The organism is Steroidobacter flavus (assembly GCF_042651805.1).
In the GTDB taxonomy this organism is placed as follows: Bacteria; Pseudomonadota; Gammaproteobacteria; order Steroidobacterales; family Steroidobacteraceae; genus Steroidobacter; species Steroidobacter flavus.
The window spans coordinates 1,194,008-1,209,382 of the sequence record NZ_JBHSDU010000014.1; the positions used below are offsets into that span (position 1 = coordinate 1,194,008).

Here is a 15,375-nt window from a genome sequence, read left to right on the forward strand (position 1 = left end):
TTATTACTTTGCGCGCTCGATACGAACACACAACGATGCCTCGGGGGATTTTATGGCGAGCCACGCTGGCGGCGCTTCATCGCGTCGCGCACTTCATCACGCACTCGGGCTGGCATTCACCGCCGCTTCGCTCGGCACTCCAGCAGTGTTCGCGCAAAGCGAGACACCGACTGCTGAGAGCCTGAGTGAAGTCGTCGTCACAGGCAGCCGCATTCGCGGTGTGGAACCGACCGGGTCCGCGGTCATTGCACTGGATCGCGATGTCATCGTCGAAACCGGCGCCCCCACCACGAGCGATCTGATCAGAAAGCTGCCGCAGATCGTCGGCCTCGGTGCCTCCGAAACAGCGTCCGGCGCGCAGAACGGCGCCGCGAATGCGACACGCGGTGTCGCTGTGAACTTGCGCGGCATCGGCTCGAACGCAACGTTACTTCTGCTCGGCGGCCGCCGCATGCCGCCGGCCGGGACGCAAGGTCAATTCACCGACGCATCGGTCATTCCCTCCATCGCCATCGAACGTCTCGAAGTGGTGGCGGACGGCGGCTCTGCGATCTATGGCTCCGACGCAGTGACCGGCGTAGTGAATCTGGTACCGAGGCGCGATTTCAACGGCGCGGAAACGTCGGCGCGCTACGGCATCGCCGATGACTACTACGATTGGTCGGTCGCGCAGATCGGCGGCTTCGGCTGGAGCACCGGCCATGCGATGGCGGCGATCGAGCACACGTATCACAGCGCGCTCCAGGGCAAGGATCGGCATTTCTACACGTCGGATCTGCGGCCATTCGGTGGCGACGATCTGCGCTCGCAACAGTGCGCGCCCGGCACCATTCTGGTCGGCGGCGTTCCCTATGCCATTCCTGCCAACTCGACCGGCACCGGCCTGACGCCCGCGTCATTCACTGCCAACACTCGAAATCTGTGCGACAACCTGAAACGCGGCGACATCATTCCCGACTTGAGACGCACCAGCGCATTCGTCTCGGTCACTCAGGATCTCGGCGACGCAGTGACGTTGTTCGCCGAAGGTTACTTCTCACAACGCTCGTTCTCCCTGAAAGATTCACAAGTCGTGTCGAATCTCACGGTCACGAGCGCGAACCCTTACTACGTCAACCCGACTGGCGGCACGGGGCCGATCACCGTTCAATATGACTTCGCCAACGACGGCGGCATTCCCGAAAACCCCGGTGAAGCCGAATCGTGGCAAGCGATCTTGGGCGCTCGCTTCAATCTCTCCGCTACCTGGCAGGCGGAAACTTACGTCGCGCATGGCAAGAGCGAAGACTTCGTGCGTCGTACTCAGAATCTGAACACCACGACGGGCGGCATCAACGCCGCGCTTGCAAGCACTAATCCTGCGACGGCCTTCAATCCCTTCGGTGGCGGCGGCATCTCCAATCCCGCAACCGTGGCCGCAATCCGCAATGGCATGTTCATCATTCAAGGCGACACCGACATGACTGTCGCCGCGGTACAAGCCGATGGTCCTGTGTGGTCGTTGCCCGGTGGCGATGTGCGCCTGGCCGTTGGCGCCGAGTATCGTGACGAAGGCCTTGGCGGGCTTCTTACACAAGGCTCCACTGTCGCGCCTGTGTACGTCCCGAGCAATATTTCTCGCGACGTGAGCGCCGCGTTTGCAGAGGCGTACGTGCCCATTATCGGCGGGAAGAACTCTGCGAGCGGACAAGAACTCGGCGTGTCGCTCGCCGGCCGCTACGAGGAATACAGCGATTTCGGCGACACCTTCAATCCAAAGATCGGCGTGACCTGGCGCCCGTTCGCCGACCTCACTCTTCGCGGCAGCTGGGGCACCTCCTTTCGCGCCCCCGGCCTCGCCGAAAACGATCCCCGCTCCGGCGGTTACGGTTTGTATGGTGACACTCTGCCCTGCACGCACCGCCCGCCCGCCACAACCTGCCAAGGCATCGGCATTGCCGGCGGTAATCCAGATGTGAAACCCGAAGAGGCAACGACATGGTCCGCGGGCTTGGAGCTCACGCCGCAAGCGCTACCCAACCTGCGGGCGTCGCTCACTTATTTCAGCATCGACTATGAAAATCAAATCGTCGGCCTTCGCGGCACGGCCGGGCTGCTGACGAATTCGATCTATGCGCCGTATCGCATTCTCAATCCAACTGCTGAGCAAGTGGCTGCGCTGCTTGGATCGGGCTTGCCTATCAACAGCGCCATCAATCCGGCGACTGTCACTTACATTCAAGATGGGCGGCGTCAGAACTTGGGCGAGACGATCGCGAAAGGTCTCGATGCAGCAATCAATTACGACTGGGATTTAGCCGGCGGCCAACTGAGCGCCGGCTTCAACGGCTCCTACTTCACCAAACTCACGACGTCCCAAGCCCCCGGCGCCCCGCAGGTCGACGTGCTCAACACCTTGAACTTCCCCCAACGCTTCCGCGGCCGCGCGGAATTGGGTTGGCGCCGGAATGTGTTCAGCGCGGTGGCGTTTGTTAATTACGTGAGCTCGTATGAGCAGGTTGGCGTCGCTGTGCCACGGGGCATCGATGCGTATAAGACGATTGATCTGCACTTTGGTTATGAGCTCGACCAGTTGTCAGAGGGGCTGACAGTCGCGCTGGATGTGCAGAACGTTGCGGATGAGGATCCACCGTTCGTGAATATCAGCGGCGGGTATGACCCGCAGACGGCCAGCCCGCTCGGAAGGTTGTTTGCTGTCAGTGTGCGGAAGGCTTGGTGAGCAACATGAAAATCCAACATCTGTTGCTGTCGTGCTTGCTCCTCTCCGCGACCGCCGCGGCAAGCGTTAACACCGTCGAGGCTGACTTGATCGGCAAGCCGCCGTCCGGTCAGTACGGCGTCGTCGTTGAGCATGACTCCTCGCTGACAACCCACACGATCTACCGCCCGGCGAAGCTGGGCGCAATCAAACACCCGGTGATGACCTGGGCCAACGGCGCCTGTAAGAAATCCGGATTGCTCTTCGCTGAGTTCCTTGCGGAGATCGCCTCGCATGGCGTGGTGATCATCGCGGACGGCCCGCCGATTCCCGAGAAACGCACGCCATCCGAACAGCGTCGTGAACCGCTGCCTCGACCGACGCCAAGCTCGCTCAAACTCGACGGTACGCCGCAAATCGCCGCGCTCGACTGGATCGAAGCTCGCAATCAAGAACAAGGCAATCGCTTCTTCAACCGCATCGACATGAGCAAAGTCGCGGTCATGGGCATGTCCTGCGGCGGCCTCATGACCTATGGCGCCTCCAGCGACAAACGAGTCACAACCATTGGCATCTGGAACAGCGGCCTGCTCGAGCCCAACGCCGCGATCTTCAACGCGCTCCACAGCTCCGCGCTCATCGTCACCGGCGGCCCACAGGATGTCGCCCATCCCAACGGCCTGCGCGATTTCGAAACCCTGCCCGCCTCAATCCCGGTCTTCCACGCCGTGCGCCCGTCAATTGGCCATTTCGGCACCTACTCCGAAGACAACGGCGGCCCGTTCGGCGAAGTCGCCGTCGCGTGGATCAAGTGGCAATTGCTAGGTGACGACTCCGTCAGCAAAGGAATGTTCGTGGGCGAGCGCTGCAGGCTATGCATCAACCCCGACTGGCAAGTTCAACAACGCGGACTGAAATGAAACCGACCCTCGGGATACCAACCCTCGGGCCGCGAAACAACCGACCAAAGTCAGGTAGGCACCCTCGCTTCGCACCCAACGCAATATAGGCAGGTCTGCCCTATAAGACTGGCACCCCGGGACCCTATCGTCGTGTCTCCACAAATAGGAGTCCCCCATGCATTCGTTCCAACGTCCTTTGCTGGCCGCTGCCATCCTGAGTCTGCCGCTGCTGGTCGCGGCCCACGATCAAGGTAATGACGATTCAGACCGTCCCATGACCGGCAAGGGCCTGGCGCCGCTCGTGGAGAAAGTGAAACGGGCCACCGCGCATTTCAAGAACATCAGCACGGCGCAAAACGAGGGCTGGGTCGCGGCGACCCCGTGCGTCAGCGGCCCGACCGCCGGCGCGATGGGCGTGCACTTCGTATTGCCAGCACGGGTCGGCGACGGCCAGGTGGATGGCGACGAGCCGGAAGCGTTGATCTACGAGCCGCTGCCGAACGGCGCGATGCGGCTGGTGGGCGTGGAGTTTCTGGTGATCGCCGCCGACTGGGCCAGCAAACATCCGGGCACTGCGCCGAACGTCGACGGTCACCTGATGCACTACGTGGGCGAGCCCAATCGCTACGGCCTGCCTGCCTTCTACGAGCTGCACGTGTGGGCGTGGGAGCGTAACCCGGACGGTTACTTCTCCGACTGGAACAAGCTGGTGACTTGTAACAAGCAAGCCGCGCAGTGAAACGCTGACTAAGCTTGGTCCGGCCCGATGCGGACCAAAGCTTTGCCGAGATGCTGGCCGCGCACCATGCGCTCGAACTGCGCGGGTGCGCTGGCCAGCCCACCTCACTCCATCGGTGGCGCCGCAGAAGTCGCTCCGCGAGGCGCTCGGTTTCGCTAAGCTTGCTACTATTCATTGCAGGTGGCACTCCACCCACGTTCGCCGAATGGAGGCGTTGGCTTGGCAGCAAAGATCAAGAGATCGACGCGTAGCGCGGTTCGCAAGCCGAAATATCAGCAGATGGCGGCCGAGCTGCGCGAAGGCATTTTGCGCGGTGATTACCGCGACCTCGATCAATTCCCTACCGAAAACGTGCTTTGCAAGCGCTACGGTGTCAGCCGTTACACGGTGCGCGAAGCGTTGCGTTCCCTGCAGCTGGAGGGCTTGATCGAGCGCACGCGCGGTTCGGGCACTACGATTCAGCCCGCAACGGCTCGTAGCGGCTCGTTGTATGAACTGTCTAGCGTTCGCGAAATTCTGCAATACGCCCGTGATACCAAATCGGCGTTCACACCGATGGGCATAACGACACTGCCGAAAGAGATCGCGGCGAATGTCGGCGCGCCGTCCGAGGAGCGTTGGTTTCATTTTCGCGGCCTGCGTACTCGCCCCGGCCAACCGGAGCCGATCGCGCTGACAGACGCATACATCCATCCCGACTTCCAAAGCGTCGTCGACAAGATCAAGCCGAACGGCCTGGCGATCTTCGCTCAGCTCGAAAAGCTGGCGCGGGTGAAGATGACGCACGTGACTCAGAACATCAAAGCGGTGGCGGTCAGTAATCAAGTGGCGGCCGAGCTCGGCATTCCGCGCAAGACGCCTTGCCTGCACATCCTGCGGTGTTACATGGGCGCCAACGACCGGCTGTTCGAGATTTCCTCGAGCTATCACCCCGCCGATCGCTTCGTCTACTCGATGCATATCGACCTGGATAAGTAACTCAGCCATCGCCCCGCTTCGAATGGCGGGAGAGCGGATGCCGACCCGAGGGAGCTATGAGCCCGGCCCGGCGTACGCAAGCGCCCTATTCTGGCGGCCATTCGCGTCGGTTACGCTTGGCCCGTCGTAGGTCACTCGGCGGGCCAGCTGTGCGTCACTCTCGATGGGTTCTCCTGTTGCTCGCGCTCTTCAGCGCAGTTGGGACCGCGGCGCCCCGCAGCGTCCTGCTGATCATCTCCGACGACCAGGGCCTTGACCTCGGCGCTTACGGAAACACCGTCCTGCGCACGCCAATCCTCGACGGCCTCGCTGCTCGCGGCACGCTGTTCACGAACGCGTTCGCTACTGTTTCCTCCTGTAGCCCAAGCCGATCTGTGATCTACAGCGGCCTGTACTCGCACAGCAATGGCATGTATGGGCTCGCGCACGACGTTCACAACCAGCATTACCTGCCCTGGGTTCGCACGCTGCCTCAGATGCTCAAAGCGGCCGGCTACACGACGGCGCTGGTCGGCAAGAAACACATCCTTCCCGAGTCAGCGCTCCCGTTCGATGCGGAATTGGCGCCAGAGAAACCCGGCATTCGCGACGTCGCATTCATGGCGGACGAAGCACGCAAGTTCATCTCAGCGAGCGCCGGCAAGCCCTTCCTGATGATCGTCGGCTTCAGCGATCCGCATCGCGCGGCGGAGAATTTCGGCAACACGCAGGACTGGCCTTCGATCAAGAAAGTCACATACGACCCGAAGAAAATCCCGCTGCCCGCGCATCTCCCCGATGTCCCTGAAGTCCGCAAAGACCTGGCCGACTACTACGAATCCATCAGCCGTCTCGACAGCGGCATCGGCCTGCTCCTCGACGGGTTGCAGAAATCGGGACGTGCCGCCGACACACTCGTCATCTTCCTGAGCGACAACGGCCGCCCCTTCCCTGGCGCGAAGACGACACTTTACGACGAAGGCATCCACTTGCCGCTGATCGTCGCCTCACCGACACAAACCAAGCGTGCCGTGAAGAACGAAGCCATGGTGAGCTGGGTCGATATCACGCCGACCATCCTCGACTGGGCCGGCGTGCCCGCGCCGAAGGAATACAAGCTTCAAGGGCGATCGTTGCTCGCTATTCTCGAGCAGAGCCAGCCCACAGGTTGGGATCGCGTGTTCGCGTCACACGGCTTTCACGAGATCAACCAGTACTACCCGATGCGCGCACTACGCACCAGACAATACAAATACATCGCGAACCTGGCGTCGCCGTTGCCATTTCCCGTCGCCGGCGACATCGCCTCATCGGCAACGTGGCACGCCATCGAAGCCAAGCCGTCGTTGGGACTGGGATCGCGCTCGCTCGATGCCTTCCTGCATCGACCCGCCGAGGAGCTGTATGACTTGAGTAAAGATCCGAACGAGGTACGGAATCTAGCGAACGACCCGGCTCATAAAGAAATCGTGCAGCGTATGCGCGCCGAAATGACGAAGTTCCAGAAGGAAACGCACGACCCATGGCTGCCGGGCACGTCGTCGCCCTTCGGCCATCACTGACGCTCAAGCGAACACCGCGTCCAGGAACATCATTACCGCGAACCCGCCGAGCAATGAGAACGTCGCGATGTCTTCGTAACCGTTGCGATGAGTCTCGGGAATGATTTCATCGCTGATGATGAACAGCATCGCGCCAGCCGCCATACCGAGCACGATGGGCATCATCGGCCCTGCAATCCACACTGCGGAGGCTCCGAGCGCACCGCCGAGCGGCTCGACCAGCCCGGTCAGCGACGCGACCAGGAAGGCTTGTGACTTCGGATAGTCGATGGCCAGCATGGCCGCGGCAACCGCCAATCCTTCCGGGATATTCTGCAAACCGATGCCAACGGCGAGCGGCATCGCCTTGCCCAGATCGCCGCCGGCGAAACCGACGCCGACCGCCATGCCTTCGGGGAAGTTGTGCAGAGTGATGGCGATGATGAACAGCCACAACCGCTGCATGCGCAGACTATCCGGCCCTTCCTTGCCGAGCACGAAGTGCTCGTGGGGCACGCGCGAATGGATCCAGTACAAGCCGATTGCGCCGCCGAGCAGGCCGAAGATCACAATCAACACAGCCAGCGGCTTGGAGGCAATGTACCCTTCGGCATGATCGAGCGCGGGCTGTAACAGCGAAAAGAAAGTTGCCGCCAGCATGACGCCCGCCGCGCCACTCAACAGTGCATCTTGAGCCTTCGGCGAGGGGCGTCGAAAGAAGAACACCCAGACCGCGCCGACCACCGTGCCCATGCCAGCGATAAAACTCGCCGCGAAGCCGCGCCAGAAAATCTCATGAGCTTGCATGGGCGGATCTTAGCGATAGTTGGGTAGGACCAGCGAGCCGAAGCTGAGATACACCGCATCTCGCCCATCGAACGTACGGCCGTAGCCGAGCTGCAGCGGACCGATCGGCAAATCGAGCCCGAGGAAGATGCTGCCCGCTTTGATCAGATCGCCGGTCGACACATCGTGCTCGTCGAGCCACGCGTTGCCGGCTTCCAGACTGCCTGCCAGGTATACGGGCAAGTCGAAGAGCAGGCTTTGCCGGGTCAGGCGTCGATAGTAGATGCCCCGGAAGAACACCATCTGAGTGCCGATCAATTCGCGCTCGCTCAAGCCCGAAAGAAACGTCAGTCCGCCCAACGTCGAGAGCGTCTGCAAAGCGCCTGTCTCATCACCCGACAGCGAAGCGCGGCCACCGATCATCACCGTATTGCGACCGAAGCTATAGGCCTTGTCGAAGGACACGCGTAACAGATCGCCGTCCTCATCAGAGCCGAGCGACGTATCGAACATCGTATAGGCAATCTCGGTGCGCATGCCGTGACGAGGGAAGCGCACGTTGTCCAGGCTGTCCCAAAGAACGCCGAGCTCCACGCCGCCGACATCCTCGGAGTTGAGCTCGCCAAACTCGGGTAAGCCCACTTTCAAGTCGGCGCGTGCGCGACTGCGGACCAGAGAGGTCGACAGCTGCAATCGGTCGCCGATGTCCCGACCGATTTTGAAAGCGCCACCGTACGTCGTGAGGCGGTATTGAGCGACCGTATTGCTTTCCTCGACCAGCGGCTGATTGAGTGCGCTGTACTCCAGCGACGGCGAGACGAACCAGTTGCCGCGCTCGGCGAATGGCAGATATAAATCGGTCCCCACCGACAGCACGCGCCCGAGGCCGACCAACGTGCGCCACTCGCCGCCCTTCTCGGTCAATCCCGTGACCCGACCTTCCACATTCAATTGATAGTCGCTGTTGCCAGCGAAGTCATCGTCGATCTGCAGACCGGCGCGAAACAAGGTGCGGCCGATGGCGGCATCCACCGGCACGACCCGCAAACCTTCCCTGCCCTGCGCGTCGGTATCCAGATGATAGGAGATGGATTCATAGGTGCCGCGACCGAACGTGCCGGTGATGTCGTCCTCCAGCTTCTTCAGGTCCAGCCGATGGCCCGACTTCGTGTCGAGCCGGTCGCGCACGAACTCCGACGTCTTGCTCTGTGACGTCTCCACATCGACGAACGCCACCCGCTCCGGCGGCGAGTACGGCTCGCGTTGCTTGCTCTGCCAGGCCTGATATTCGGCTTCGGAGACGGACAGCTCGCGCAACTGCTCGACCGCCGCGAGCGCCCCTTTTTCGCCCGCATCGACGCCTTCGATGGCCTCTTGAAAACTGGCGCTCGTCAGTGGGCCCAGGTCCGGACGGATCAGCACGTCGCGGCTGCTCATCTTGCTCAGACTCTGCTGAGTGCGATCGCGCATCATGCCGCTGACCATCTGCACCAGCACCTGCACGCCGCTCTGCACCGACTCCGCCGGCGCCAGCGGCTGCCCCACATCGACGACGATCACGCGGTCGACACCCATCTCACGAGCCACATCGATGGGAATGTTATTGACGATGCCGCCATCCACGAGCACGCGCCCTTCGTGCTTCACCGGCGCGAACGCGCCCGGCACCGCCATGCTCGCCCGCACCGCCAGCGCCAGATCGCCGGACTGAAACACGACCGGCTTCACCTGGCCGATATCGGTGGCCACACAGCGAAACGGAATCGGCAGGTCGTCGAAGCTCTCGACCTTGCCGCGACCTAGAAACATCCGGCGCAGCCACAGCCCAAGTTTCTGCCCACGCACCAGCGTCGTCGGGAATCGCAGGTTGCCGTTATCGAGGCCGACCTCGAGGTTGGCCACGATGCCGATGTCGGTTTCCTTCTGGCGCATCGGCCGTTCGCGGCGCGCGGTGTCGTCGTGGAAGATATCGATCCAGTCGATGGAGCCGATGGCGTGCTCGATCTCGTCGGGCGAGTAACCGGCGGCATACAAACCGCCGACAATGGACCCGACGCTGGTGCCGGTGATCGCGTGAATCGGGATGCGCTCACGCTCCAGCACTTTCAACACGCCGATGTGAGCTGCGCCTCGTGCCCCGCCGCCGCCGAGCACGAGGCCGATGCGCTCGCCCTCTGCATGCGCGAGAGGGCTCAGACAAGTCGCCAGTAACAGCACAAGACCGCGCGCCGCTTGCCGCCAGTGCGTGCACTTCATGATCAGCCTCGGTTTGGATAGGCACCGAGGGCTGGACATCACTAGCACTGGCGCCACGTTCGTGGGCGCCAGTCTGCTCGAAAGTCAGCGTGCTGTCACGGCCGCCGGCTTGCCGAAACGCGCCTGGAAGTCGCTCAGCTCGATACGAAACTCGTCCTGGCGCAGGAACTCGGCGTCGCTCAGCTTGGGTTTTTCCTGCGCCTTGTACCATTGCGCATAGCTCTCGGCCTCGGTGCTGTGCTTCTTATAATGCGTCGAATACGTACGCACCTGGATGCCCGGCTTTGCGCCGCCCAGCTCGAAAGTCATCAGCCGCAGCCAGCCGTCGCCGATGCCGACCGGATAAGCGGACTTCACGGCGGCGTCTTTCGCAGTCTGGCCGCGATCCTGGTAGTCGGCCAGCACCTGATACACCGGATGACCGAACTTGTTGTTATCGGTGCGGAACGCCTGGCCATGCTCGTGACCGCACAACACCAGGAAGATCTGGTCGTGCTGGCTGATCAACTTGTCCCACACCATCTGCGGGCTGTTGTCCTGCGGGTCGGCGGCGGACGCATCGATGATGGGATTGGGCAGGCGTTGGCCGGCATTATCCATATAGTCGTGCGTGGAAATGATCGTCGGCAGACCGGCGTAACGTTTGAGCACCGACGCCGCCCATTCGAGCGACGCGTTCGGCGGATCGAATTGCAGACCGATGTGCAGGAAACGATAACCGCCGGCGGTGAAGATCTGCGCACTGTCCGCCCCACCATCGTGTGAAGCGACGTACCAGGACTGATCCTTGAAGAACGGCGTCTGATCGCCGAACACCGAACGGAAATTGTTGAGCCCGCCGGGATGAAGCATGCCGAGCTTGGTCATGTCCTTGGGATCGAAGCGCGCCCCGCCCTCCGGCACCGAGTGCGTCCACATCGCGTCATAGTCATGATTGCCCGGCACTACGGAGAACGGCACCTTGCCGGCAATCATCTCGAAACCGCGCTTGGCCATCGGCATCTCGACCGAGCGTACCTTCGGAGTAGGCGCGAAATGCGCGTCCAGCACCGCATTCGGCACCGCCTTGAAACCGCGCGCTTCATGCTCCGGATCGATCTTCAACGACTGGTGCTGCCACACGTCGCCGAGCGATGTCACGAATGCGATGTCGCCGCCCTGACTCTGCAAATTCTCGGCAACGAACTTCATCTGGCCGAGGAACAGCTCGCTCGCATCGAATGCGAAGTTCTCCGCCTTCTGATGCGTGTAGTCCATGTAGTTCTGCGTATCCGGCAACACCGCGATGGTGAAGCTGTGCGGATCGGCCGCCTGCGCCAGCGAAGTTGCCAGCACCAGGGCGCTTACGAGCGAAGCAATGGAACGTTTCATTAGTCGACCCGATTAGAAGTTGACGGAGAACTCGGCGCGATACGTGCGACGCGTGCCGGCGATGAACGTGGGAATGCCGAAACTGTCGCCGGTATTGCCGGCATCGACGATGTATTTCTCGTCGGCGAGATTATCTCCAATCACCGCCACCGACCAGTGGCCCGCGAACGGCTTATAAGACAAGCGCGCGTTCAGCAGGCCGAAACCGTCCTGGAACTCGTCGACAACGCGATCGGAATAGGCGGCCGGCGTGCGCTGCTGCAGGTCGAGTCGATCGTTATCGTCGAAGAAGAACATTTTCGATTGCCAGCTGTACACGGGGGCGAGCGCCATCGTGCCGCCCAGCAGCTCATACTCGAAGTTCGCGCCGACCGCGAACTTGTGATCCGGGCTGTTTCGGAAGCGGTTGCCCTTGTAGGCCTGAGATTGGAAACGTGCCTTGTTATATCCATAGCTGCCGAAGACGGTCAGACCGCGCACGGCGTTCCACGACAGCTGCGTCTCGAAACCATTGGCGTCGGCACTGCCGGCGTTCACAGTGGACATCAAGCCGTTGACGTAGCCCAGCGTCTGGAAGTTCTCGTAGTCGTAGTGGAACATCGAGGCATCTCCGATCAGGCGACCGTCGAGCAGGCGCGCCTTCACACCGATCTCCGCCGACTTCAAGGTTTCCTTCGGCGTGATTTCCAGCGGCTTGGTGCCGCTGAGGTTCAACGTCTCGGGCCGTTTGCCGATGCCATACACGGCGTATGTATTGATGTCCGGTGTGATGGTGTATCGGAGGCCAACACGACCGGTCACGTCGGTCGAGCTGTTGCTACCGCTGCGCACCTCTCCGTTCGGCGTCGGCACGAGCAACAATCCACCGCCAGTGAGTCGGCTGGGGCCGTTCGGCGTCAAGCCCTGCGCATACACGGTCTTCTCATCCCAGGTCACTCGTCCACCCGCGAACACAGACAGATCGTCCGTGATATGCGTCGTCGCGTCGGCGAACAAGTCGTAGGTCTTGATGTCCGCATCGGTCAGCGAACGATCCAGATGGAAGGGCTTGAGGGCGTTGGCCGTCGGGCCGAGCAACGCATTGATCTCTGAATTCGTGAGGCCGCGCGGGGCCAGCGCCTGCAACCGGCCACTGAGCAGCAGCGCCATCGCGCGCTCGTCGTAGCCCAGATCGAAGTCCATGCCGTTGTCCGCCTTCAGCGCGCTCACGCCGACGAAACCTTCGAACGGGCCGAGATCGGTGAAGTTGAGTCGTACTTCCTCGGAATACTGATCGCCGAAATTACATTGCTCGTAAGCGATGATGTTGGTCGGCGTGCCGTCGTTGTCGCCGGACTGACAGGCGTCGAACCAGCGATAGCCGGTGATCGAGGTCAGGCTCAATATATCGTTGATGCGCAGCTCGGCCGTGCCGCTGACGCCTACGATCTCACGCTTGAAGTAAGCCGGCGGCAGGTCGCCGAAGGTATTGAGATGAGTCGGCGTCCAGAAATCTGTCGTGCCCACCACCGCGCCGGTCTGTTGATCCAGCGGCACGAAGGTGCGCGATTTGAACGGCACGCCGCCCCTGGTGTCGTCGATGTCGTGGGTGGTGCTGAGATTGAAGCTGAAATCGTCGCTGGGCTGCCAACGCACCGACAGGCGATAAGCCTGCGCGTTCAACGCGTTGAACGTGCCGGAGCCGTCGCTGTCCTCGACGAATCCGTCGCGCTCGCGGGTCATCGCGCCGGCCCGCAACGCCAACGTGTCGCTCACCGGCACGTTCACGATAACTTCGACCGCACGATAATCATCCGCGCCGACGCCGCCCTTCAAGTCGACAGTGAATTCGTCCGTCGGCCGCTTCTGGAAAATCGACACGCCGCCGTTCAACGCCGATCGTCCATGCAGCGTGGACTGCGGACCTTTCTCGACTTCGATACGATCGATGTCGAACAACTCGCCATAAGCAGAAACGGTCTGTGTGACCGCGACGCCGTCCTGAAACACAGCGACGCGCTGCTCGCTCTGCGGCTGGAAATCATTCGACGTAATGCCGCGCACCGAGAAACCCGGAGCAAACTTATCTTGCAGTTGAATGACAAAGCCCGGCGTCACGGCCGCGACATTGCTCAATTCACGACCGCCCGTCTGCTCCAGAAATTCGCCGGTGAACGCGCTGATGGACATCGGCACGTCGGTGATTCGTTGCTCGCGCTTCTGCGCGGTGACGATCACTTCTTCCACCTTGCCCCACTCCGGTGCGGTTGCTGTATCGTCCGCAAGCGTGACCGACACCGGTTGAACGGCGCCGACAGCGCACAGAATTGAACAGAACAGCGTGCTCGACTTGGCCATGGAAGCTGACAAACCCACGAAGCTATTTACGAGACACGACTGTACCGATAATCTGTTACAGAATTGTGAGACCGGGACCGGACTGAGGACATCGACGTGACCGCGCGCGTAGCAAGCAAAGCAAAATCAGAACAACCGATCAGGAGCCGGGGTCGGCCGCGCGCACCGGAAACGGATGAAGCGATTCGTCAGGCGGTGTGGACCATGCTGGCGACCGTGGGCTATGAGGGCGTCACGTTCGAAGGAGTCGCCGAGTCAGTTGGCTGCAGCCGCGCGACGCTGTACCGACGATTCACCTCGCGCTTCGAACTGGTGGCCGACACGATCAACGCCACGCTCGATGCCACCGAGCCGACCACGCCACTCGATAATCGGTCAGCACGGGAGAATCTGCTTTGGCATGCACGCACCAGCGCTGAGTTCATGAGAGAGGGCCACGGCCGGGCTCTGATGAGCCTCAGTGAAGCCGGCAACCGCAACCCGGAGCTCAGCGCATTGATGGCTCGTCGCGAACAGCGCGCCAAGGATTTCTACTATGCCGAGTTCAGGCGCGTGCGCGGTGGATTGACGCAGGAAAAGCTGGCGTTCGCGTTCGATACGCTGATCGGTTCGATCCTTTATCACGAGACATCGCGTAACCGTAGGCTATCGACCAGGCAGCTCGAGGCGTTGGTCGATTGCACGATCGCCATCCTGCGGGATGAGACGACCTCGCTAGGGGCTTAGCGAATAACTGAGCTTGCGGACGGCGACCCGATCGGATTGATACGACGCCAACCACAGATCGTTGTCGACCAGCAGCGCCGCGGACACGCCGTTGAATGCCGGATCGGGGCCGTCGTAGGCGATGAGCTTGAATTGCAGGGTGGTCGGATCGAGCTGCGCTACGCCGTAGCCGCGATGGCACAACATGCCGTCCGCCTTGCCGTCCACGATCTTGCGAAGGCCGCCGCAGGCCGGCTCATCGACCTGCATTCCCGCGAGCAGCAATCGACCTTCATGCCAGTGAATGTTGTCCGGCATGAATCCCGGAGCGACCGCGCGACGTGCCGGCTTCGATGGATCGGCGCGTGAGAACACGACGACCGAGCGCCAGCCGAACGCAACGACGTAGAACTCCCGGTCGTCGAGCGAAGTCTCGATGCCGTTGTTTCCTGGCAGCTCCGTGCCTTTGAGCAAATGGAAACGTTCTGCGCCGGGCCGCCATTCGTAAACGCCGCCCGTCGTCTTGCCGAGCACGAAGTCGGTGATGGAGGTGCCGGGATGGGTGAGCACGCTCGCGAGAATGGTTCCGTCTGAGAAGGTCGCAACGCTGTTGGCTGCAACGCCGTCCGGCAATAGCACGCAACCGATCCAAGACAACTTCGGCTCATCGACTCTCGCATCGATAGAGAACACCTCGATGCTTTCACGCCCACCGTGATTCACGACGTACAGGCGATGGCTCGACGGCGCCACGGTGCGCAGGCTGATGCCTTGCGCGTTGAATGTTTCGGCGTGCGGCGGCGACGCGCAGCGTGGAAACGATTGCCGATCATGCTGAATCTGATCCGGCGCCCCCGAATACCACAACCGCATCGAATGCGCCGAGCTGTCCACGAGCTTCAGCCCTGCCCCATTGCTGAAACCGCTGAACACCAGCCAGCGCGTGGCAGGAATGCGAGCGACGTCCTCCGGCCGCTCGGCACCGCAAATGAATCGGAGATTGTTGGTGGGCGTGCACTCAGCCGAAGGGGCGTCGCTCGCTGCGGGCTGTATTGCGCCCACAGCGAGCGACAGGATCAACCA

The 15,375-nt window shown here is 61.7% G+C and carries 11 protein-coding genes; 6 read left to right on the plus strand and 5 right to left on the minus strand.

Going from position 1 to position 15,375, the window contains the following annotated elements:
- Positions 1 to 52: 52 nt before the first annotated feature.
- From ACFPN2_RS27540 to ACFPN2_RS27560, 5 genes are all read left to right on the plus strand, one after another.
- Positions 53 to 2,719 carry a TonB-dependent receptor plug domain-containing protein gene (locus tag ACFPN2_RS27540; protein ID WP_380602628.1) on the plus strand — a complete coding sequence of 889 codons (2,667 nt, stop codon included), beginning with the start codon at positions 53 to 55 and terminating at the stop codon, positions 2,717 to 2,719.
- A gap of 5 nt (positions 2,720 to 2,724) precedes the next feature.
- Positions 2,725 to 3,618, plus strand: coding sequence for an alpha/beta hydrolase (locus tag ACFPN2_RS27545; RefSeq protein ID WP_380602630.1), 894 nt, complete (start codon positions 2,725 to 2,727; stop codon positions 3,616 to 3,618).
- A gap of 157 nt (positions 3,619 to 3,775) precedes the next feature.
- Positions 3,776 to 4,339 (plus strand): hypothetical protein, encoded by a 564-nt coding sequence (locus tag ACFPN2_RS27550; RefSeq protein WP_380602632.1) that lies wholly within the window; start codon positions 3,776 to 3,778, stop codon positions 4,337 to 4,339.
- 219 nt (positions 4,340 to 4,558) lie between these two features.
- Entirely contained in the window at positions 4,559 to 5,317 is a 759-nt protein-coding gene (locus ACFPN2_RS27555; protein ID WP_380602634.1) for a GntR family transcriptional regulator, read from the plus strand.
- Between the two features lie 176 nt (positions 5,318 to 5,493).
- Positions 5,494 to 6,858 carry a sulfatase family protein gene (locus ACFPN2_RS27560; RefSeq protein ID WP_380602636.1) on the plus strand — a complete coding sequence of 455 codons (1,365 nt, stop codon included), beginning with the start codon at positions 5,494 to 5,496 and terminating at the stop codon, positions 6,856 to 6,858.
- Positions 6,859 to 6,861: 3 nt separating this feature from the next.
- On the opposite strand, the gene ACFPN2_RS27565 is transcribed toward ACFPN2_RS27560, so the two are convergent.
- The 4 genes from ACFPN2_RS27565 to ACFPN2_RS27580 all read right to left on the minus strand — a co-directional run bounded on the left by ACFPN2_RS27565 (position 6,862) and on the right by ACFPN2_RS27580 (position 13,587).
- Positions 6,862 to 7,644, minus strand: a complete 783-nt coding sequence (locus ACFPN2_RS27565) for a ZIP family metal transporter (RefSeq protein WP_380602638.1) — start codon at positions 7,642 to 7,644, stop codon at positions 6,862 to 6,864.
- A gap of 9 nt (positions 7,645 to 7,653) precedes the next feature.
- On the minus strand, positions 7,654 to 9,879 hold the full coding sequence (locus ACFPN2_RS27570; protein ID WP_380602640.1) for a patatin-like phospholipase family protein: 2,226 nt from the start codon (positions 9,877 to 9,879) through the stop codon (positions 7,654 to 7,656).
- An 84-nt stretch (positions 9,880 to 9,963) separates the two neighbouring features.
- The gene (locus ACFPN2_RS27575; RefSeq protein WP_380602642.1) at positions 9,964 to 11,250 is read right to left on the minus strand and encodes a metallophosphoesterase family protein; all 1,287 of its coding nucleotides are present in this window, start codon (positions 11,248 to 11,250) and stop codon (positions 9,964 to 9,966) included.
- 12 nt (positions 11,251 to 11,262) lie between these two features.
- The gene (locus ACFPN2_RS27580) at positions 11,263 to 13,587 is read right to left on the minus strand and encodes a TonB-dependent receptor (protein ID WP_380602643.1); all 2,325 of its coding nucleotides are present in this window, start codon (positions 13,585 to 13,587) and stop codon (positions 11,263 to 11,265) included.
- Positions 13,588 to 13,791: 204 nt separating this feature from the next.
- Here ACFPN2_RS27580 and ACFPN2_RS27585 point away from each other — a divergent pair, with 204 nt between their 5' ends.
- Positions 13,792 to 14,313 carry a TetR/AcrR family transcriptional regulator gene (locus tag ACFPN2_RS27585; protein ID WP_380602645.1) on the plus strand — a complete coding sequence of 174 codons (522 nt, stop codon included), beginning with the start codon at positions 13,792 to 13,794 and terminating at the stop codon, positions 14,311 to 14,313.
- Here ACFPN2_RS27585 and ACFPN2_RS27590 read toward each other — a convergent pair.
- Entirely contained in the window at positions 14,302 to 15,372 is a 1,071-nt protein-coding gene (locus ACFPN2_RS27590) for a hypothetical protein (protein ID WP_380602647.1), read from the minus strand. The two genes, ACFPN2_RS27585 and ACFPN2_RS27590, sit on opposite strands and share 12 nt — an antisense overlap.
- Positions 15,373 to 15,375 lie beyond the last annotated feature (3 nt).

Bases quoted from the DNA above. Each gene is read 5' to 3' on its own strand.
- ACFPN2_RS27540 (WP_380602628.1), top strand. From the start codon at position 53: ATGGCGAGCCACGCTGGCGGCGCTTCATCGCGTCGCGCACTTCATCAC.
- ACFPN2_RS27545 (WP_380602630.1), top strand. From the start codon at position 2,725: ATGAAAATCCAACATCTGTTGCTGTCGTGCTTGCTCCTCTCCGCGACC.
- ACFPN2_RS27550 (WP_380602632.1), top strand. From the start codon at position 3,776: ATGCATTCGTTCCAACGTCCTTTGCTGGCCGCTGCCATCCTGAGTCTG.
- ACFPN2_RS27565 (WP_380602638.1), bottom strand. From the start codon at position 7,644: ATGCAAGCTCATGAGATTTTCTGGCGCGGCTTCGCGGCGAGTTTTATC.
- ACFPN2_RS27570 (WP_380602640.1), bottom strand. From the start codon at position 9,879: ATGAAGTGCACGCACTGGCGGCAAGCGGCGCGCGGTCTTGTGCTGTTA.
- ACFPN2_RS27575 (WP_380602642.1), bottom strand. From the start codon at position 11,250: ATGAAACGTTCCATTGCTTCGCTCGTAAGCGCCCTGGTGCTGGCAACT.
- ACFPN2_RS27580 (WP_380602643.1), bottom strand. From the start codon at position 13,587: ATGGCCAAGTCGAGCACGCTGTTCTGTTCAATTCTGTGCGCTGTCGGC.
- ACFPN2_RS27585 (WP_380602645.1), top strand. From the start codon at position 13,792: ATGCTGGCGACCGTGGGCTATGAGGGCGTCACGTTCGAAGGAGTCGCC.